Origin of the sequence: Acinetobacter sp. TAC-1 (assembly GCF_029025845.1) — a bacterium.
Classification (GTDB): Bacteria; Pseudomonadota; Gammaproteobacteria; order Pseudomonadales; family Moraxellaceae; genus Acinetobacter; species Acinetobacter guillouiae.
Genome location: NZ_CP118892.1, coordinates 3,781,459 through 3,802,853, shown reverse-complemented (window position 1 = coordinate 3,802,853; position 21,395 = coordinate 3,781,459). Strand labels below are relative to the sequence as shown.

The 21,395-nt window shown below is 37.9% G+C and carries 21 protein-coding genes; 17 read left to right on the top strand and 4 right to left on the bottom strand.

Translation table 11 applies throughout. The features are described from left to right. Positions 1–73: 73 nt before the first annotated feature. Entirely contained in the window at positions 74–991 is a 918-nt protein-coding gene (locus tag PYV58_RS17800) for an acyltransferase (protein WP_004722754.1), read from the bottom strand. 382 nt (positions 992–1,373) lie between these two features. Here PYV58_RS17800 and PYV58_RS17795 point away from each other — a divergent pair, with 382 nt between their 5' ends. The 10 genes from PYV58_RS17795 (at position 1,374) to PYV58_RS17750 (ending at position 12,847) form a co-directional block, all read left to right on the top strand. Beyond that, entirely contained in the window at positions 1,374–2,024 is a 651-nt protein-coding gene (locus PYV58_RS17795) for an OmpA family protein (protein WP_004722751.1), read from the top strand. Positions 2,025–2,476: 452 nt separating this feature from the next. Continuing rightward, on the top strand, positions 2,477–4,516 hold the full coding sequence (locus tag PYV58_RS17790) for a UvrD-helicase domain-containing protein (RefSeq protein WP_004722749.1): 2,040 nt from the start codon (positions 2,477–2,479) through the stop codon (positions 4,514–4,516). Between the two features lie 101 nt (positions 4,517–4,617). Further along, complete coding sequence (gene dut, locus PYV58_RS17785; protein ID WP_004722748.1) at positions 4,618–5,070, top strand: dUTP diphosphatase; 453 nt, start codon at positions 4,618–4,620, stop codon at positions 5,068–5,070. A 230-nt stretch (positions 5,071–5,300) separates the two neighbouring features. Then, complete coding sequence (locus PYV58_RS17780; RefSeq protein WP_034610987.1) at positions 5,301–6,740, top strand: phosphomannomutase/phosphoglucomutase; 1,440 nt, start codon at positions 5,301–5,303, stop codon at positions 6,738–6,740. A 58-nt stretch (positions 6,741–6,798) separates the two neighbouring features. Continuing rightward, on the top strand, positions 6,799–7,704 hold the full coding sequence (gene argB, locus PYV58_RS17775; RefSeq protein WP_004722746.1) for an acetylglutamate kinase: 906 nt from the start codon (positions 6,799–6,801) through the stop codon (positions 7,702–7,704). Between the two features lie 175 nt (positions 7,705–7,879). Then, positions 7,880–8,665: a GNAT family N-acyltransferase gene (locus PYV58_RS17770; protein ID WP_004819394.1), complete on the top strand. Its 786-nt coding sequence runs from the start codon at positions 7,880–7,882 to the stop codon at positions 8,663–8,665. Between the two features lie 185 nt (positions 8,666–8,850). Then, positions 8,851–9,699 carry a class II glutamine amidotransferase gene (locus tag PYV58_RS17765; protein WP_016539214.1) on the top strand — a complete coding sequence of 283 codons (849 nt, stop codon included), beginning with the start codon at positions 8,851–8,853 and terminating at the stop codon, positions 9,697–9,699. A gap of 1,069 nt (positions 9,700–10,768) precedes the next feature. Then, positions 10,769–11,224, top strand: a complete 456-nt coding sequence (locus PYV58_RS17760) for a bacteriohemerythrin (protein ID WP_004819397.1) — start codon at positions 10,769–10,771, stop codon at positions 11,222–11,224. Positions 11,225–11,427: 203 nt separating this feature from the next. Further along, a complete protein-coding gene (locus PYV58_RS17755; protein WP_034610979.1) occupies positions 11,428–12,510 on the top strand; it encodes a membrane protein in 1,083 nt (360 codons plus the stop codon). A 16-nt stretch (positions 12,511–12,526) separates the two neighbouring features. After that, complete coding sequence (locus tag PYV58_RS17750; RefSeq protein WP_004722741.1) at positions 12,527–12,847, top strand: RnfH family protein; 321 nt, start codon at positions 12,527–12,529, stop codon at positions 12,845–12,847. Between the two features lie 84 nt (positions 12,848–12,931). Here the strand turns inward: PYV58_RS17750 and bamE are convergent, their stop codons facing one another. After that, positions 12,932–13,330, bottom strand: a complete 399-nt coding sequence (gene bamE / locus PYV58_RS17745) for an outer membrane protein assembly factor BamE (RefSeq protein WP_004722739.1) — start codon at positions 13,328–13,330, stop codon at positions 12,932–12,934. Between the two features lie 112 nt (positions 13,331–13,442). Between bamE and fur the strand changes: the two genes are divergently transcribed. Further along, on the top strand, positions 13,443–13,880 hold the full coding sequence (gene fur / locus PYV58_RS17740; protein WP_004722737.1) for a ferric iron uptake transcriptional regulator: 438 nt from the start codon (positions 13,443–13,445) through the stop codon (positions 13,878–13,880). 78 nt (positions 13,881–13,958) lie between these two features. Here fur and PYV58_RS17735 read toward each other — a convergent pair whose 3' ends face one another. Both PYV58_RS17735 and PYV58_RS17730 read right to left on the bottom strand, forming a co-directional pair. Next, positions 13,959–15,077 (bottom strand): PilT/PilU family type 4a pilus ATPase, encoded by a 1,119-nt coding sequence (locus PYV58_RS17735; protein ID WP_004722736.1) that lies wholly within the window; start codon positions 15,075–15,077, stop codon positions 13,959–13,961. 25 nt (positions 15,078–15,102) lie between these two features. Then, on the bottom strand, positions 15,103–16,140 hold the full coding sequence (locus PYV58_RS17730; RefSeq protein ID WP_004722735.1) for a type IV pilus twitching motility protein PilT: 1,038 nt from the start codon (positions 16,138–16,140) through the stop codon (positions 15,103–15,105). 123 nt (positions 16,141–16,263) lie between these two features. On the opposite strand from PYV58_RS17730, the gene PYV58_RS17725 reads away from it, so the two are divergent. From PYV58_RS17725 to PYV58_RS17700, 6 genes are all read left to right on the top strand, one after another. Continuing rightward, complete coding sequence (locus PYV58_RS17725) at positions 16,264–16,956, top strand: YggS family pyridoxal phosphate-dependent enzyme (protein ID WP_034610974.1); 693 nt, start codon at positions 16,264–16,266, stop codon at positions 16,954–16,956. A 122-nt stretch (positions 16,957–17,078) separates the two neighbouring features. Continuing rightward, a complete protein-coding gene (locus tag PYV58_RS17720; protein WP_004819404.1) occupies positions 17,079–17,912 on the top strand; it encodes an undecaprenyl-diphosphate phosphatase in 834 nt (277 codons plus the stop codon). Between the two features lie 204 nt (positions 17,913–18,116). Continuing rightward, positions 18,117–18,920, top strand: a complete 804-nt coding sequence (locus PYV58_RS17715) for a thioesterase family protein (RefSeq protein ID WP_034610970.1) — start codon at positions 18,117–18,119, stop codon at positions 18,918–18,920. Between the two features lie 296 nt (positions 18,921–19,216). After that, a complete protein-coding gene (locus tag PYV58_RS17710; RefSeq protein ID WP_034610965.1) occupies positions 19,217–20,008 on the top strand; it encodes a hypothetical protein in 792 nt (263 codons plus the stop codon). Between the two features lie 167 nt (positions 20,009–20,175). Further along, a complete protein-coding gene (locus tag PYV58_RS17705) occupies positions 20,176–20,931 on the top strand; it encodes a hypothetical protein (protein ID WP_034610962.1) in 756 nt (251 codons plus the stop codon). A 56-nt stretch (positions 20,932–20,987) separates the two neighbouring features. Next, positions 20,988–21,395: a hypothetical protein gene (locus tag PYV58_RS17700; RefSeq protein WP_034610959.1), complete on the top strand. Its 408-nt coding sequence runs from the start codon at positions 20,988–20,990 to the stop codon at positions 21,393–21,395.

The window sequence follows — 21,395 nt, the reverse complement described above, 5'->3', positions numbered from 1 at the left end:
CTGTACTATTTTCGAGTGGTGGAACTTGCTCTGTCATATCCATCCTATTCTGTGGTTTTTCTTCAATTGAAAGTTAGTGGTTATATTTTTGTTTTATGGTGCTAATCAGTTGATCTTTTTCAGTCCATAAATCATCAACCCAGTTTTGAAAGCGTTCGCGATATTCTGCATCATCTTCATAATTGCCGCCCAGTACCCATTCAGGAATCTCAATTTTACGCATATTGACTGCAATTCGAGGGACTTCGCCTAACCAAAACTCGCCATAACCAGGTGCACCATCTGGATACACAATGGTCATATCCACCAGTGCATCAATCTTATCACCTAAGATACTTAAAGCGAGTGCGAGTCCACCAGCCTTAGGTTTAAGTAAATTGGTAAAAGGTGATTGTTGTTGAGCATGTTTTTCTGGGGTAAAGCGTGTTCCTTCAAGATAGTTGAGTAGCGTAAAAGGCTGGCTTAATAACTGCTCACAGGCTTTACGTGCTTCTTCCATATCACGTGTTTTCAGTTCAGGATTTTTTGCAATCTGCTCTTTTGTATGGCGTTTCATCATCGGAAAGCCCAGAATCTTAAAGGCTTGCCCGACAAACGGTATAAAGATCAGTTCCCATTTGGTGAAAAAGCGGGTGAGTGGCATGCGTGTTAGACCAAAATATTGGTTTACGGTGGTATCGACCCAACTTTGATGATTACAGGTCATCAAATAACGACCTTGCATATTTAAATCCAAGTTTTCATCAACGGTAATGTCCCATTGTGTTTCTGGAAGAACATGATCAATCAGCCAATTATTGACGCTTAACCAACTATTGGTGATGTTGATATTGGTTTCATCCACTTTTTTTGACTTTTTAAATAATTTGGTCAAGCCTAAAGCTAAAACAGGCGGGCCGTGAAAAAAAGTACTACCAGTAATCACTGAGCCAACGGTTAAACCTTTCGTAATTTTTTTTAAAATAGGTTGCTTCTGCTGTTGAGATGACATAGAACAGTCCTAATGATTTATTGTGAGTGCCAGTTCAAGCGACTAGGATATTTTTTACTATCACGTTGCGGCCTTGGAAAATCATGTTAGTCTTGATTTAGCATAACTAGATTTCGGATTTGCTGCCTCGTATTCGCTCAAAAATATACATCGTTGTAAACATAGACGAATTGTCCACAGACTCTAAATATAGTCGTTACAATGCAATTAAAAAAGACACATTTAATGACTATGTATAAATTATGATGATCACTTTTGTAAATTTCATTGTAAATATTACAAAATGTAAAAAAATACGTGATTGTTAACAAAACGCCTATAGTGGTGCTTTGTTTTTTATACCAAAATTAAGCTAACAAAAAACACAACTTGGAGGCATGCAATGCGTGCACTATTAATTACAACACTTACAGCAGGGGCTTTAGTACTTTCTGGCTGTCAAACAACTGGTAATAACATCGGTGGTATGGAGTACGACAAATCTGCTATTGGTGGTTTGATCGGTGCAGCAGCGGGCTATGGTTTGTCTCGTGGTAATGCAAACTCATCTGCACAAAACAATCGTGCAGCAGCAATTGGTGCGCTTTTAGGTGCGGGTACTGGTCTTTATTTAGACAATAAAGAAAAGAAATTACGCCAACAAATGCAGGGTACTGGTGTAGAAGTTAACCGTAATCCAGATGGTTCTGTTGCGTTAATTATGCCTGGTAGCATCACGTTTGATACCAACAAATCAACAATTAAGCCGAACTTCTACGGTACTTTAAATAAAGTTGCTCAAACTTTAATGGAAGATAACAAGAGTGTAATTCTTGTTACGGGTTATACAGATAATACAGGTAATGATTCAATCAATATTCCATTGTCTCAAAACCGCGCGTATTCAGTTGCAAACTACCTTAAAGGTAAAGGTGTAGCGAGCCGTATTGATACTCAAGGTTATGGCTCACAAAACCCAATCGCAGATAACTCAACTGCTGCGGGTCGTGAACAGAACCGTCGTGTTGAAATCAGCATTTATGCAGCAAACTAATATCCGACAAACTAAGAAATCGTAACAACAGTAACGTATTTTTTAGTTGAAGGCATTGAGTTGAAAGCATTGAAAAGGAGTCATGGTTCGCTATGATTCCTTTTTTTATGCCCCAAATTTTTATTTAAACCGAATCAACCAGTTCAAGGTTGCGATTCAGATTTTTTTATCATTAAAACCAACGTTGATGCTATAACGGTCTTTCTTCTTGCTGCTATTTGCTAGCCGTTATGATGGCTTTTGGTTATGCTTTCGCCACTTGATCACCAGTCAACTGAATAACAACAACTCATAACAAAATAGAGTATTGAAATAAGAAGGTTTGAAACTAAAGCAGAATTTAACTGAAATTATTTTTATCTGGTTTTTATATTGGAAAAATTCAAATTAAGCATTTTGCAACTCTACTTTAGATGACTATAATCGAGCTCGAAGTTTTTAGAGGATGAACAATGTCGAAAGCAAGTCAACTGAATGACAAGCAACTTGAAGCCATGAAATATACTCAAGGACCCTTGTTAGTACTTGCAGGGGCGGGTTCAGGTAAAACCTCAGTAATTACAAGAAAAATTGCATATTTGGTTCAACAGTGTGGGATTCCTGCACATCGAATTACTGCAATGACCTTTACCAATAAAGCTGCACGTGAAATGAAAGAACGTGTGGGTAAGTTGTTGGGTAAAGAAGAAGGGAAAGGGCTTTCAGTTTCAACCTTCCACACCTTTGGTTTAAATTTATTAAGAATTGAGCTGAAAAATACTCCACTTAAAAATAATTTCTCAATCCTTGATGCCGATGACTGTAAGCGTATTCTTATGGACTTGATGCATCGTGATAATTTATCGGGTGCTGAAAGCAAAGAATTGATTGCTAAAGCCATGAAAAAGATTTCAGATTGGAAAAATGATTTGATTGTGCCTGAGCAAGCACATACGACTTGTGAAACACCAGAAGATGTGCAGTTTGCCCACTTGTATCAATTATATGAGCGAAATTTACGGGCTTATAATGCTGTAGATTTTGATGATCTGATCGTAATGCCAACACGTCTCTTACAAGACAATGCAGAAGTTCGTGATCGTTGGCAAAACCGGGTTCGCTATCTACTTGTGGATGAGTATCAAGATACCAATACCGCGCAATATATTTTGGTAAAATTATTGGTCGGTGTGATGGGGCAGTTCACCGCTGTAGGTGATGATGACCAATCCATTTATGCATGGCGTGGCGCAAAGCCTGAAAATATGGCATTGCTCAAAGAAGATTTCCGCAATTTAAAAGTGATTAAACTGGAGCAAAATTACCGTTCTACCAGTCGTATTTTAAAAGCCGCGAATCATGTCATTGAAAATAATCCACACATTTTTGATAAAAAGTTGTGGAGTGATAAAGGTCATGGTGAGGTCATTCGAATTATCACCTGTCGTAATGATGATGATGAATCTGAACGCGTAGTAAAAGACCTGCTCACGCATAAATTGATGAATGGTAAAAACTGGAAAGATTATGCGGTGTTGTATCGCGGAAATTTCCAAGCACGTGTATTGGAAACTCAGCTACGTCAAATGCAGATTCCATACAAGCTCTCTGGTGGTCAATCTTTCTTTGGTCGTGCAGAAATTAAAGATGTGATGAGCTACTTACGTATCATCATCAACCCTGAAGATGACAGTGCTTTCCTTCGTATTATCAATACGCCTAAACGTGCAATTGGCCCTGTAACACTTGAAAAGTTAGGTCTTTTTGCCCAAGAAAATCATTTATCACTGTTGGCTGCGGCAAGTGATCAACGCTTAACTATGGTAATGCCGAAAAAGGCCACCACACAATTGGCTGAGTTTGCTGGCTTTATCAATGATTTCACTCGTGAATTGTTAGATGACGATGAACCTGTTCCTAAAATTCGTCAAATGATGAATGATGCAGGCTATATCGATTATTTACGTGAAACTGCTGCAACACCTGCACAAGAAAAAACCAAGATTGATAATGTGGAGATGCTCTATACCAGTATTCAAAGCTTAATCAACCGTGCTGAAGATGTAGATGAAAAGAACATTGAAAGTGTGATTCGTAAAATGGTGTTGCTGGATATGCTTGAGCAACAGCAGGAAGATGAAGACACCGATAAGGTCAACCTGCTGACATTACATGCATCTAAAGGTCTGGAATTTCCATTTGTTTATATTATGGGCTTAGAAGAAGAGCTTCTGCCACATAAGAACTCCATTGCCGCTGAAACGATCGAAGAAGAACGCCGTTTAATGTATGTGGGTATTACCCGTGCACAACAAGGCTTAACCTTAACTTTGGCTGAGCAGCGTAAAAATGGTGGGCAAATGAAACAAATGACCCCAAGCCGCTTCTTAGATGAATTACCACAAGATGAGTTGGATTGGTTAGGGCGTAAGAAAAAATTAGCTGAAAATGTTGATCCTAAACAACAGGCACAGCAATATTTACAAAACTTAAAAGCGTTATTAAAACGTTAATTTTTTAAATCAGTTCTTTTATTTTTCTTTCGATTTGCTTTTAAACAGATCGAAAGACATAGAAGAACCTTTAACAGCTTTATTTAATCAAGGATTTCAATATGAAAGTTCAAGTAAAAGTACTTGATCAACGTTTAGGTCAAGAATGGCCAATGCCAACATATGCAACAACAGGTTCAGCGGGTTTGGACTTACGTGCATGTGTAGAAGAAGCGATTCAAATTGAACCTGGTCAAACTGTGTTGGTTAAAACAGGTATGGCCATTTATATTGAAGATACTAATTTTGCTGGTCTAGTTTTACCACGTTCGGGCTTGGGCCATAAGCATGGGATCGTATTGGGCAACTTGGTTGGCTTAATTGATTCAGATTATCAAGGCGAATTGATGGTTTCTGTTTGGAATCGTGGTCAAACCACCTTTACTTTAGAACCAGGTGAGCGTTTAGCACAGTATGTTTTGGTGCCTGTAGTTCAAGCGCAATTTGATATTGTAAGTGAATTTGAAGCGACTGAACGTGGTGCTGGTGGTTTTGGTCACACTGGGAAGAACTAAGTTTTTCTCATCATTTTTAAAGCCTGATTTATCAGGCTTTTTTAATGTTATATTGAATTGTAACAAAAAGTATGTATAACGCTGTATATAAAATTGAATATATTATCAAGAGTTTTTTAGTATATTGCATTTGACCCGATATAAATATTCTCATATAAATGAATTGCTTGCTTATCATCAGAGCGATAAAGCTGACGAAATAAAGGGTTAAGCAAATAGAAGTTTTGCTTATGAAAAAGATGAATGATTTTCCTTTTCAGATTTTCCGCGCTTATGATATTCGTGGAAAAGTTGAAATGATGCCACCTGAATTGATTCAGGCAATCGCATATGCTTTAGTTGATCAACTGATTGAAAAGGGTCAATCAAAAATTACCTTGGGATACGATGCTCGATTAAGCAGTCCTGCGTATGCTCAAATTATCAAACAGGTATTTCAAAATAAAGACATTGAAGTCACTGAAATAGGTTGTTGTGCTACCCCACAATTGTACTTTGCCGCAAGAAATACGCAGGGCAATGGCATCATGGTCACAGCCAGTCATAATCCAAAAACTGACAATGGTATTAAATGGATCATGCAGTTTGAGCCACCGTCTCCTGAAATGATTCAAAACATAGGCATTCAAGCAAAAAATTATCTGCAAAGTAAGCAGTTGTCATGGATTGATGTAGAATCTGTGATTCCAACCGTGACTCATCAAATTAAATCTGAATTTTGTCTGTCCTATCAGTCTGCGTTATTAAAAGATATTCAGTTAACCCGACCACTCAAAGTCGTGATTGATGGCTTAAATGGTTCAGCAGGCTATTGTGCCAATCTTGTTTTAAAAAAATTGGGTTGTGAGGTGATTGCATTACGCTGTAATGCTGATGGAAACTTCCCCGACCATGCACCGGATCCTTCACAAGCCACACATTTAGAATTATTACGACAAAATGTACTTAATCATCAGGCAGACATTGGTATTGCTTTAGATGGTGATGGCGATCGTGTGGTTCTATTGGATGAAAATGCCCATATTATTTCAGCGGATCGGCTTTTAGCATTGTTTGCCCAAATGTGTTTAAAAGATCACCCACAGCATGAAATTGTATTTGATGTGAAATGTTCATCTATGGTGCGTCAAGTGGTTGAACGCTTAGGTGGTCAAGCCAAGATGATTCGGACTGGCAGTAGTTTTTTACGCAAATACATGTCGCAATCAAAAGGCCAAGCTGTCTTTGGTGGTGAGTACGCAGGTCATTATGTATTTAATGATGGACGTGGACTTGGTTATGACGATGGTCTATATGCGGCTTTACGTGTGATGGAATACTTATGTTGTTTTCCTCAAGCAACATTGTCTGAAATCTTAGCCAGTTATCCTGACCGTTTTTATACTGAAGATACTTATATCAGTACCCATCGAACTGATCCGAAAATTGTTTTGAATGAGATTGAACAGCTCAGTCAACAATTTGGTGCTGAGCTGAGTAAAATTGATGGTGTTCGCCTTGATTTTGAGCATGGTTTTGGCATTATTCGGGCATCAAATACAGGTGAATATTTTACCGTACGTTTTGATGCAGATTGTCCAAATTGTTTAAATGAAATTCGTCAGACATTTGCGTCTATGCTCAGTGATCGTTATCCTATGATCGCCCAAGATATTCTACAGGCACACTGATTTCTTGCATCATCCATATTCATCAGTCTAATTCCTACAGCTCACTAAGGAGAGGCGAATGCCACATCAGCATACTGGCATCGACAAAGCGCAAATATTGACAGAGGCTTTGCCATATATTCAACGATTTTCAGGTAAAACACTCGTTGTAAAATATGGTGGCAATGCAATGACTGATCCAGAGTTGGAAAGTTCATTTGCTCGCGATATCGTTTTACTCAAGACTGTAGGTTTAAATCCGATTGTCGTACATGGTGGTGGTCCACAAGTAGATTCATTGCTTAAACAGTTGGGCCGTGAGTCTGATCGTATTGATGGAATGCGGGTAACGGATCCTGCAACCATGGAAGTGGTCGAGATGGTTTTAGGCGGCAGCGTCAATAAATCTATCGTTAATCTGATTAATCAGCATGGTGGACGTGCCATTGGTTTAACGGGTAAAGACGGTAATTTATTGCGTGCTCAAAAGCTCTTGATGGAAAAGACACTTGCTGATGGTACAGTCACGCAAATTGACTTAGGTCTGGTCGGGGAAGTGACTGGGGTTAAAACTGACGTTTTAGAAATGTTTACCCAAAGTGATTTTATTCCTGTGATTGCGCCTTTAGGTGTAGATGAAGACGGTCAAACTTATAATATCAATGCAGACTTGGTCGCAGGTAAAGTGGCAGAAGCTTTGGGCGCGGAAAAATTGATTCTATTGACCAATATATCAGGTGTTTTAGATGAAAATAAAAACCTCCTAACGGGTCTTAGTACTCAAGAAGTCGATCGTCTCATTGAAACTGGGGTGATTTATGGGGGCATGATTCCTAAAGTGGGTTGCGCCTTAGATGCGGTTAAAGGTGGGGTTGTGAGTGCGCACATTGTAGATGGGCGGGTACCTCATGCAACACTCTTAGAAATCTTTACCGATCATGGTGTAGGAACCTTAATTACCAATCGTGCCAAGCCTCAGAAATAATTTTTAATCAGTACATTATTTTTTTTAAATGCCAGTGTGAAAACATTGGCTTTTTTATTTTGCCGATTTTATTTCAAATTCACCATTCATAGCGTGTTTTTAAACGGTCATTTTTTCGTCATATAAGTGTCATCGGGATTGCCTAGTGTAAGTAAAAGCTCAAGGAGTCGAAAATATGTTCGCAAAATTAAATCAGTATCGTCAGAACTTCCAGAACTTAAATTTACCCTTACCAAAACCTAAAAAAGCACAATCACAATATAAATTTGAATGGGTTGAAGACCTGAAACAACTCAAAGAAGTACAAAAATTTCGTGCAGTACAATTCGCAGATCAGTTTGGCATTACATTTGAAAATGGATTAGATCAAGATTTATATGACCTGGATTGTGAGCATGCGGTATTACGTGATAAATGGAGCAATGAGATTGTTGCCTATACACGCCTGAAGTTGATTCAGGGGCATGAGCTTGCACGTAGTTATAGCGCACAAGAATTTGATGTTTCTCAACTTTCACATCTATCTAATATTGTGGAAATAGGCCGTACTTGTGTACATCCGCGTTATCGTAACGGACGTGCATTGTCGATGTTGTGGTTAAATTTGGTTCCGACAGTACTGTGGAAAATGAAGGCAAAACACTTAATGGGATGTGTCAGCATTCGTTTGGAAGACAATAAGGCACGTGCTTACTATACACATCAGCATTTGAAGAAAATGACTGCCAAACAGTCAATTGATATAAAGGCAAATCTCGCTTTTGAACCAAGTCATCCAGAGTATAGCTTTCCACAAGATGAACGAATTCCAAAGTTGTTTGATGTCTATTTGAAAATGAATGCGCGTTTATCGAAACAGGCATATCACGATGAAGCATTTAATTGTTTAGATTATTTTGTCTTTTTAGATGTCAATGAAATTGCCAAAAATTTTGTTTTAAACAAAATGGTTAATCGCTGAGTGTCCGAAAAATAAGGGGACTTAGAGTTTGATCCGCGAATAAATACCCAATTATTCTGCTGATCTATGTTAAGTCATTGGTCTAATATGCATCTGTTTGCAGTTATTTTCAGTTATTGAGATTTGCAAGCAGATGCGTAGTCATGCACAATATTCTTATAAATAAAATGCTGTATGAATACACTATGTGCCAATTGCTTGGAATGAACTGCGCTGCTCCCACTGATATTACTTTCTCGTTTCGTGGGTTTTCTCAACGTGCAGGAATAACCTCTGATCATTCTGATGGGTTTGGTATTGCCTTTTTTGAAGATAAAGCATGTCGTTTATTTGTCGACAATCAATCTGCAGTCTTGTCACCGATTGCTGAACTGGTACGTAACTATCCAATCAAATCACGGAATGTCATTGCACATATTCGCAAAGCAACTCAAGGTAAAATCACCTTAGAAAATTCTCACCCCTTTATTCGTGAGTTATGGGGCAGACAGTGGATTTTTGCGCACAATGGTGATTTACATAACTTTCATCCACATTTGTCGGGGCGTTTTACCCCTGTAGGCAGTACTGACAGTGAGCTGGCATTTTGTTATTTGCTTGAACAACTGGTTTTAAGATTTGGTTATTTTGAACCGAGTTTAAATGATGTATTTGCTTTGCTTGAAGAAATTTCACCTAAAATTGCAGAATATGGCACTTTTAATTTTTGCCTCTCCAATGGACAAGCATTGTTTAGTTATGCGACAACGAAGCTGCATTGGATTGTACGCGAGTATCCATTTACATATGCACGCTTAGTCGATATTGATGTTGATATTGATTTTAGTCAATTTACAACAAAAGAAGATCGTGTTGCCGTGATTACCACAGAGCCATTAACTCAAAATGAAGTTTGGACTGCATACCAGCCTGGTGAGATGATTTTATTTAAAGATGGTCAAGTGATAAAAACAGCAACAACACATGTCGAAAGACTTGCTCGTGAGGCTGCTGATCCAAGTTTGGTTAGAGTCACCAAGGCAGATCAATATTAGTTTGATCTGAATGAATTCATATGAGATTGGGGGAGGCGTTATTCGCTAACTCCATGTTTTTTTTAAATATAAATCATTGTGAAAATAAAAAAATCAATTTATCTAGCCCATTCAGGTTTTTATAAGTGCTTTTGCACCAGCTATAGATGCAAGAATTATCTTAGATCGATAGCAATTTCCTTATCATTCGTTTGCAGGCTTTTTCACGATATCCTGTAAAAATTACTTCGGATTATTTATTGTAAATCGCATTATTTTGAATGATCAAAGTCTCATATTAAATTGTATAGGATGGTCATTTTTGAGACTTAACGGAATATTTTGATGTTGTTAAAGCAAAGAGAAGATAATGAAATAATAATGTTTAATTATATTTTATTGAAAAAAATGAGTAATAATATCGTTATAATTGTTTAAATATTAAAGATCTTTCTTAAATCAAAAAATGATGATGTGGCGTGAATCATATTGGGATTGAAAGTTCCTTCTCGCTTTGGGAGAAGGCTAGGATGAGGGCGCTTTTATGTTGATTCATGGTTTTAAAAAGGACTTATGAAAGAAGTCTATTATATAAAATTGTCATGATAAAATTTATATTTCAACTCTTTTAAAAGAGGATCATGAAATAAGTGGAATAAAAATAGTACATATAAAATAATTTTCACTTGAATAAAGAAAGTATTTAAAAATATAACAAAATCACAAAAGAATATTTTTCCTTATTTTGCAAAAATGATTGAGTAGTTTTATCACGAGTAATCGTATGGAAAAGAGCAAATAAAAATATCATTTGAGGGGGTGTTTAAAACTTTTCGATTACACATTTATAATCATTTATTCATGCTAAATAATAAATATAGACAATCAGTAAAATTATTTAAACTTAATAATTGGTTAAAAAATATCTTACTCTTTTAGTGCGGATTAAAATATTATCCAAGTATAAACAATAACTTAATTTATTTCATAGTTTTTTTAATGAATCCCGACTAATACAGTTCATTTTTATTTAGAGAGATAGCCGTTAATATGGTTGCTGAAGGTCAAGACATTATTTTAAGGTGATCGTATGAAGATGAGATGGATTCCAGAATATAATACGGGTATCGATGTGATCGACGATCAACATAAAAGGATTTTGGATTACATCAATGAAATTGATGAAATCGGTATGGCAACGGATCGTGCCCGTATTAAGCAAATTCTTGATAATATTATTGACTATACACAATCTCATTTTACCTTTGAAGAAAGCTTACAAGAAGAAGCGGGTTATAAATACCGTGTTCCTCATAAACGTGTACATGACTTATTTATTAAACGTATCGAAAGTTATCGTACCAGTTTTGAAGAAGGGCATTCTATAGAAAAAGAATTGCATGAGGTGTTGTCTAAATGGTTAATTAATCATATTCAACATGATGATGCAGATTATGTGGGGGCTGTAAAATTAAATATGATGGGGATCATTAAAGAAAACGAGAAGAAAAAAGGCAAAAATTGGTTTGCAAGATTTTTTTCATAATTTACAGGCATTTTATGATTGTGAAATTATGGGAATCACCAGCTCTCTAACTAAAAAAATTCAGAGGGGATAAAAAGAAATAACAAAGATTATAACAAGATCTAGCGCAGCAAATCATCGAGGGGTGATTTGCTTTTTTCTTTTAAGCTTTGATTTTCAGCATCGACAAAGGCAAAATAGCAGAACTTTTTACGAAACACCTCATGCAGGATTATTCTATGTCACGATGGTTATCGCCGCTCATGGCATTTTGTTTATCATTTATGATTATCGCAGGTTTGGCTCCAAGTCTAGGTATTCAAATTGATCGGCAAATTGATTTTTGGATATTGTGGTTAGTGTCAATGCTGGTGTTGGCATTGCCGATTACTTATTTAGAAGTTGCTTTAGCAAAGCGTTCTAAAACAACTGCACTCAATGCCTTGTCTAGCTTAACTCGTGATGCTGACGCATCTCAATCGTGGCGTATTGTGGGTTGGCTGGCTGTTATCTTTATTCCATTCTTAGCGGGTGGGATTTTATCGAATATCAGCCAAAGTGCTGTGCAGATTGCGAATTTACCGATAGAAGGTCATTTGTTATTTGCAGGTGCCGCTGTAGTGTCTTTTGCTTTGTCTTTTGCGCCTCGTCAAATTTTAGTGGGTTTGATCACGATAGGCGTACTGCTTTCTTTAATCCTTGCACAGGTTTTCGGTACACACTTATCCGCTTGGCATGTTACTCCTGTAGAGTTTAAAGAGTGGGGCAATGCAACGATTTTAGCCCTTGTGGCCACAGGTCTCGGTTTAGGCTTGTATTGGCAAACCAGCTTGTTGAATGTTCAACAGAATAATGAGGCATCTAAAACAGCTTTACCTATTTGGATTGCGCAACTGGTTGCTGTGATTGCCTTTGGTTTTTTTGCGGCTTCAGCACAAATCCCTGCCTATACTTTATTATTTACTGCAGTCATTTCAGCCGCGTTATTATTACAACTAGGCAAAGAACAGTTAGCTCAACGCCAAGTCGCAATACTTATTCAATTTGTGGTGTTGTTGGTGGCATTGTTCATTTGGACAATTCCAAACATTGCAGTGCTGTTTAATCCATTGCTGATGATTTGGGGCTTGGTCATTTGCTTGATTTATTCAATCTTTGTGGGTTGGATTATGAAAATCAGTCATCTGCGTAAAGCAATCAATTTTAGTTCAGAAGCGTTTTATAATATTTGGCGTATTGCGGTACGAATTGTTTTACCTTTGAGTATTGTGTTGGCATTGGTATCCTATATTGGACAGTTAATTTAAGGGTCAGGTGATTCTCGTGGCAAAGATTTGGGTGGCATATGCTGCCGAAAAGCAACAATTTCACATTGAGTTACAATTTTCTCAAGGCATGACGATTGCCGATGCAATTGCGCAAAGTGGATTGGCGCAACAAGTAGAATTGCCTGAAAATTTTAGTTTTGGTATTTTCGGAGTGAAAATAAAAGCACAATCGCATTTGCTACAAGCAGGTGATCGTGTTGAAATTTATAGAGCTTTAACGATTAATCCAAAAGATATTCGTCGCAATCGCGCAAAAGCAAATCCTGTCGGACGTTACTGCCGTGGCAATCGCTATCAACAATTGTTATTTAAATAAGGCGTTATTTGCAATAATCGCTTTAAACAATTGAATGCATATGAAAAACCCCTCATTGAGGGGTTTCTTTTTATCGCAAAGTGTCTATAGTGGGGGCGCATTCAATATTGCTTCTTTAGAAGCAGGTAAACCAGGTTGAGACTCAGGAATGGTTTCTAAACCTTCAATTTTGTTTACGACACCTGATTGATCAAAATAAACCTTTAAATGTTGGCCATGTGCTGCGGGAATCTTCGCTTTTTTCGCGTAAGTTCCTGGGATATAGTTGTAAATGTAATCCCATCGTCCTGGATTCAATGGATCTGAGACTGTTGGGCTACCCAACAAGAATTGTACTTGTTGGTAGGTCATACCGACTTGAATTTTTGAAGCTTGAGCTTGGGTTAACGGTGTTCCCTGAGGAATATCGACTTTGTATACTCCAAATACAGAACAACCACCAAGTAAAGAAGCGACGAATAACGTCAGCATGATTTTTTGCATTTTGCTACACTATCCCAAATTAATTATGATGCAATTGATCCAAGGATAGATCATACTGCATCTCAACTCTGTTGCATATTCCAACTTAAAATTTGTTGAGAGACCTTTTTATATGCCTATTTCAAATCAAGATTTACGCAAAGCTGGACTTAAAGTTACCCTACCACGAATCAAGATTTTGGAATTATTAGAAAATTCAAGACAACACCACTTGAGCGCGGAAGACATTTATAAAACATTACTCGAACAAGGTGAAGATGTCGGTCTAGCGACCGTATATCGTGTGTTAACACAATTTGAAGCTGCTGGAATTATCCAGCGCCATCATTTCGAAAACAATCATTCTGTTTTTGAAATTATGCAAGAAGATCATCATGATCATTTGGTTTGTCAAAATTGTAACAAAGTCGTTGAATTTACTAATGAAACCATCGAGCATGAGCAACATTCGGTAGCTGAGAAACACGGCTTTCAATTGACTGGACATTCTTTGAATCTGTACGGTTATTGTGATGAACCTGCATGTCAGGAAGCTTATCGTAAGCGCTAGAATCACATAAATACAACAAATGAAGAGGGGGCTTAACTAAGCCCCCTCTTTTTATATCAGCTCTTTTTTGCTTTGGAACTACTGTCCATCAAAGGTGAGTTTGCTATTTGAATTGAGTAGCTGTGCACCACCTTCTTCATCCAATTTGATTTGTAGACGTAAATCATTTGGAGAATCAGCATGTTTAAGTGCGTCTTTATAGGTAATTTGTCCCGCTTTATAGAGGTCAAATAAAGCTTGGTCAAACGTCTGCATGCCCAATTCACGAGAGCGCTTCATCAAATCCTTAATTTCATGTACATCACCTTTACGGATTAAGTCTGAAACTAAGGGTGAGTTGATGAGAATTTCAATTGCAGCACGACGAGAATTACCGTCTGGTGTTGGAATCAATTGTTGTGCAACCATGGCCTTGAGGTTAAGTGATAGATCCATAAACAACTGGCTATGACGGTCAGACTCAAAGAAATGGATAATCCGGTCAATTGCTTGGTTGGCGTTGTTGGCATGCAGTGTGGCAAAGACTAAGTGACCTGTTTCAGCAAAAGCGATGGCATAGTCCATGGTTTCACGAGAGCGGATCTCACCAATCAAGATCACATCTGGTGCTTGACGCAAAGTATTCTTAAGCGCAATTTCAAAAGAGTCTGTATCAATTCCCACTTCACGTTGGGTAATAATACATCCTGCATGTTCGTGTACAAATTCAATTGGGTCTTCAATGGTGATGATATGACCTTTAGAATTTTGATTGCGATAACCAATGATGGATGCAAGCGAAGTTGATTTACCTGTCCCTGTTGCACCAACAAAGATAATGATCCCACGTTTGGTCATTGCGAGATCTTTAAGAATAGGCGGTAATTTAAGCTCATCCATAGTCGGAATTTGAGTTTCAATACGACGTAAAACCATTCCAGGCATATCACGTTGTTGAAAAGCGCTGACGCGGAATCGCGCAGTTTTATCGCGATTGGTAATGGCAAAGTTACATTCACGCGTCTCAGCAAATTCTTTACGCTGCTTTTCACTCATAATAGAGTTAAGCAATTGCATAATAATTTCGCCGTTTAACTTGGTTTTTACCACAGGAACAATTTGACCATTAATTTTCATTGATGGTTCAACATCGGCGGTAATAAATAAGTCTGATGCTTTTTGCTCAATCATCATATTGAGCAAGTCATTAAAGTCCATCTTTTTTAAACCTCAATAATCCATTTTATAAGAATGATTCTGGTTGTTTTGCTACATTTCTTGCAACTTGAGGACTAATAACACCTTTGGCGACCAGTGTTTTTAAACTCTGATCCAATGTGGTCATACCATAGTTTGCACCGGTTTGAATTGCTGAATACATCTGTGCAACTTTGTTTTCACGGATTAAGTTACGAATTGCAGGAATACCGATCATGATTTCGTGTGCTGCAACTCGTCCGCCACCATTCTTTTTCAGTAGGGTTTGTGAAATAACCGCTTGTAATGATTCTGACAGCATGGCACGGACCATGTCTTTTTCTTCAGCAGGGAATACGTCAATCACACGGTCAATGGTTTTTGCCGCTGATGTGGTGTGTAGTGTACCGAAAACCAAGTGACCTGTTTCTGCTGCTGTTAAAGCAAGGCGAATGGTTTCAAGGTCACGCATCTCACCAACCAAGATAATGTCAGGGTCTTCACGTAACGCAGAACGCAGTGCTTCATTAAAGCCATGTGTATCACGATGCACTTCACGCTGGTTGATGAGACACTTTTTAGATTGGTGTACAAATTCGATTGGATCTTCGACCGTTAAAATATGGTCATAGCGACTGTCATTAATAAAGTCAATCATAGAGGCCAATGTGGTTGATTTACCGGAACCTGTTGGACCTGTTACAAGGATCAAACCACGGGGTAATTCACAAAGATCTTTAAAGATTTGTCCTAAACCTAAATCTTCCATGGTCAATACTTTGGAAGGAATGGTACGAAATACAGCACCCGCACCACGGTTTTGGTTGAATGCGTTGACACGGAAACGGGCAATACCTGGAACTTCAAATGAGAAGTCAGTTTCTAATTGTTCTTCAAAATCACGACGTTGTTTATCATTCATGATGTCATAAACCAGTCTGTGAACTTCTTTATGTTCCAATGCTGGTAAATTGATACGACGGACCTCACCATCGACACGAATCATCGGTGGCATACCTGCTGAAAGGTGTAAGTCAGATGCACCGTTTTTGACGGAAAACGCCAATAATTCTGTAATATCCATAATGTCCCCGAATAAAAACCTATTTGCTTAATTATTTTGTAGAATAATAAGGCCTTTCACTCAGCATAACCAACAATTTCATTGCTTGGAAGCTGAAATTTTTATGAAATGAGAACCTTGTCAATGAATGATCTAAATCAAGCCCGAAATCATGTACTCGCGCAAATTCAGCAGGCCTGTTTGGCTGCAAATCAAGATGTGAGTCAGGTACAGTTGTTGGCAGTTTCCAAAACACATCCAAGTACGTTATTAAAAGAAATGTATGCTACGGGGCAGCGTGCTTTTGGGGAAAATTATTTACAAGAAGCGCTGGAAAAAATTGAAGATTTAACAGATTTAGAGATCGAATGGCATTTTATTGGTCATGTGCAGCGCAATAAAACCAAGCATCTTGCTGAAAAGTTTGCGTGGGTGCATGGTGTTGATCGTTTTATCATTGCAGAGCGTCTCTCAAATCAACGAGAAGCGACTCAAACGCCATTAAATATTTGTTTGCAAGTCAATATTGATGCACAAGACAGTAAAGACGGTTGTCAGCCTGATGAAGTTGCAGATCTGGTGAAACAAATCAGTCAATTAAAGAATTTAAAGTTGCGTGGTTTAATGGTGATTCCTGCACCTGATCATCCGCAAGCATTTAGTGATGCAAAGCAATTGTTTGATCAGGTTAAAGTTCATCATGCGCATGCTGCAGATTGGGATACGTTAAGCATGGGGATGTCTGGAGATATGGTGGAAGCCATTGCCGCAGGGTCAACCATGGTACGTATTGGGACAGCTTTGTTTGGTGCACGAGATTATTCAAATCAGCGTTAAAGGTTGTAGCGAAATCGGCGAGAAGGCTGAGTTAATTTTCGCTGGGTTTAAGTTTATTTTAATTTAGATTTAATGCTGTAAACGTATAAGACATCAATAATTCTAATCCATTGAGATTGTTGATGACTATTTTTCATGTACTTATTCTTGCCATCATACAAGGGTTTGCAGAACTGCTGCCGGTATCCAGTTCAGCGCATGTGATTGTGGCTGAAAAATTGATGGGTTTTGACCCATCAGCGCCTGATATGACGTTTTTATTGGTGATGCTACATACAGGAACCATGTTTGCGGTCATTGTGTATTTTTGGAAGTCTTGGCGCACAACCTATTTTTCGTCATGGGATCGCTTTAAAAAACAAGCATGGTTTGTGATTGTTGCAACAGGCATCACGGGCGTACTCGGATTGGCACTGCAATCGATGATCAAACATGTTTTTTTTGCTGGGGCAAGCCACTTTGAAATTGAGCAATTGTTTAGCAACTCAAAATTAATGGCTGCTGCTTTAGCTTCTGCTGGTGTATTGATTATTTTATCTTCTCGATTAGATCGTGGACAGGTTGGTGATGTGACGGTGAAAAGTGCGGCATGGATTGGTGCTGTTCAGGCTTTATGCTTGCCGTTCCGTGGTTTTTCACGTTCAGGTGCAACAATTTCAACAGGATTATTTTTAGGTGTTGCTCGCCAAAAAGCGGAAGAGTTTAGTTTTGCCTTGGCTGTGGTGTTGACCCCAGCGGTGATTGTAAAAGAGCTTTATCGATTGCTACATGCCGAGAATTTTCAAAATATCCATTTAGCTCAACTGCTTTTACCCAGTATGTTTGGTATGCTGTTTAGCTTTATTGCAGGCCTTGTTGCTTTAAAATGGCTATCGAGTTGGCTTGAACATGGTCGTTGGCATTTCTTTGGTATTTATTGTCTGATTTTCTCTGGCGTCGTTTTACTCATTGGTTAAATCTAGGCTTTCAAACACTGACTTTTCAATATATCACTCTTTTCAATATCTCACTTTAAATCTAAGCGTTCAATCCTGTGTAAAATATTGAACGCTAAGGGTCATTTTTCCTATTAGTATTAGACTTCTTTGCTTAAGTCGAGTACAAAAATAATGCGGGATTATATGTATAGCGAATGATTTTTAAGAGTGATAGGGAAGTTTATGTCTGCATATTATCAATTGATTCAGCGTCATACCGATAAACAGGGTGTAGTGACTGCACATTATCAATCGACACATCATGCTCAAGGGGCTTGGAATGCGCATGAGCAACATATGGCACCAGCGACAGGGGTTATTTGTGCTGAATTAGAGCAGTTTTCACCTCGAAATGATGTTCGAATTGGTCGTATAAGTTTAGATATTCTTGGATTAATTGCGGGTGGCGAATTTTATATTCGGACAAAAGTAATTCGAGCTGGCAAGACCATTGAACTGATTGAATCCGAAATGGTCACACAAGGTAAAATAAGTATTGTGGCGAGAACTTGGCGCATGATGACCAGCAATAGTCAAAGTGTTGCAGGTTTAGAGGATCAATCTATTGGAACGCCTGAACAGTTACCGATTTGGCATGAAATACGTCAATGGCCTGGTGGATATATTCATTCGATTGAAGCAAGGACTGAGCAACGTCGACAGGGAGCTGGTATTGTATGGCTTAGCAATACTTTGGATATGGTTGAAGGTCGACCGACATCTGCATTTGTGAAGTTAATGGGAATGGTCGATACTGCAAATGGTGTCGTGGCGAGACAAACACCTCCTTTTAATTGGGGCTTTCCAAACTTAGATTTACAAATTCATTTATATCGTTTGCCCCAAGGTCAATGGTTAGGTTTAGAAACCGTACAGCAGTATGGTGAAGATGGTATTGGTTTAACCAGTTCCGTCTTACATGATATTTATGGACCATTCGGACGTAGTGAACAGATTTTAACTCTAAGACCTGTACACGCTGAGTAGTTGTTGGTATGAAATCAAAAACTGTATTTCTACATACAGTTTTTTGATTTGTGTTGATATTTATTCTTTTAAGAAATAAGTATATTTTTCACATTGGCTAAGATAAATCACTATAAAAAACAATTCTATGTACAGGTAAAATGAAGCTGATAAGTATCCGTTTAAGCATTTGGAATTTACTTTAAGGCAAACTATTCAGTTAACTTTTTTAAAATATACTCAACAATTCTAGATGTAATATGATCGTCAATTTGACTATACTGATTTGAATAAGATTTAAAAACTGGAAATAGAATATGTATAAATCCAAACTATTATTATGGTTATGTCTTTGTGCTTTAATCAGCGCTTGTAGTACTGCAAAATATTCTTCAACGCAGGATGCTACTTCGCAAGAAATCGAATCTGCACCATCACCTACCTCAGCAACAGCTAAAGCTGCACCAGCGCCTATTTCCAACCAAAATCGAGTAAAGTCAGAAGAGCGTTTGGGAACGAAATGGGGAGATGACGTAAGTTCATATGTGACTCAAGTTGATTTAAAACGTTTGAGTAGTCATCCTATTGATGAAACTCAAATTCGTTATGCCAGTAAGCAATTTTCAGGACGCAGTATTAACAGCATTTCTTTAGCCGCTGGAAAAATTAGCTTTTCTGTTGTGGATGATCGTGGGCGAATTTTACCGCTATATCGTGATGGCGAGCGTTATTATCTCTCTGCCCGTGATGGACAAAGCTATCAATTGCGTTATGCCAATACCAGTAGCCAAACCTTTGAAGTTGTTGCAAGTGTCGATGGCCTAGATGTTCTCAATGGAAGTAAAGCTTCACGTTCAAATAGTGGTTATGTGTTAAGACCTTATAGCTCATTTGCGATTGAAGGTTTTAGAAAAAGTAACTCATCTGTAGCTTCATTTATTTTTAGTAAGCCGAATGATGCCTATGCCGCCAACTCTGCCAGTGGTTCTATTCAAAATACTGGTGTGATTGGTACAGTGGTGTATGAGTTAAAAGCCCCTAAATACGATCTACCCAAAAAATCTAAGGATACTTATGCGCCTGCACCAAATGCCTTTCCTGCGGATTAATTAAAAATATTAAGAAGTGAGAGGGATCACATTATCCCTCTTATTTTTTGAGATGTTATAATGTTACATAATTGCAATAATTTAAAAATAGCGCAGTCAAAACAGCTACGATATTATGACTTTGATAATAATCTACGTAACTTATAAACTTTAAAATAGGTTTTATAATGAAAAATATAAATATATTTCTCTGCCTTTTGTTGTGTATTTTTCTAGCTGCATGTTCGAAAAAATCAGATGAAAGCGCATCACAATCCCAAGCCGAAGCGACTAGTGCAGATGCAGCCGCTGAAGCAGCCAACAATCAAGTTGCAGCTGACGAAAAGTTAGGCACAAAGTGGGGTGATGAAATTGATTCCCATGTGACTGAAGTGCAGTTAAAGCGTAAATCTGATTCACCTCTTGCTGAAACTATCGTGCAATATGCAGATAAGAACTATAAAGGTAAAACGGTCAATTCAATTTCTATTGCCGCAGGAAAAGTGAGTTTTTCTGTTGTAGATGATCATGGAAACCGAATTCCAATGTATCGTGTTGGACAAAGCTACTATTTGTCAGGGCGTGAAGGGCAAAGCTATCAACTTCAGTATGAAAATAACACAGCGAAAACCTTTGAAGTGGTTGCCAGTGTTGATGGTGTAGATGTCATTGATGGCAGTGAGGCATCCCGAAGTAATTCTGGTTATGTCTTACATGCACATGATTCTTTGAAAATTGAAGGTTTCCGTAAGAGTGAATCTGCTGTTGCTTCCTTTACTTTTAGTAAGCCTAAAGATGCGTATGCTGCGAACTCAGAGAATGGTTCCATTCAGAATGCTGGTGTAATTGGTACGGTTTTATATGAGTTGGAAGCACCAGAAGATGAGGCTAAACCTGTGAATAAATATGCACCTCCACCAAATGCATTTCCCGCAGATCGATAAAGAATAAAGTAAAGAAGTGCTTATAAGCACTTCTTTTTTAATTGTTTGGAAGAATAATGAAAAATATTAAATATTTACTATCGATTCTATGTTTATTGGTTACATCTTTAATTCATGCAAATACAAGTGCAAATCCTGAGCTGAACAAAGCGATTGTTTCAGAGCAAAAGACTTATCAAGCGTTTAAGGAGGTTTTTGAATCCCTTGTTGCATCTCTCATGGATTCAATTGCGAATACGGCTCAAGATGATAATATAATGAGCGCGCATAGGAGATGTGTTCATCAACAGCAAATCGTTAAAATGTTGTTGAGTAATCAAAAGTATAAAGAGCCATTCGATCAAGAGTTTGCTGAAGATCAGCGTACATTTGATGAAGCTTTGAATGGTTTTAAAAATTTAGTGACTGCAATGAAACCTTATTGCGATAAGATACAAGCAGAATACGATAAAAATTTAAATTAA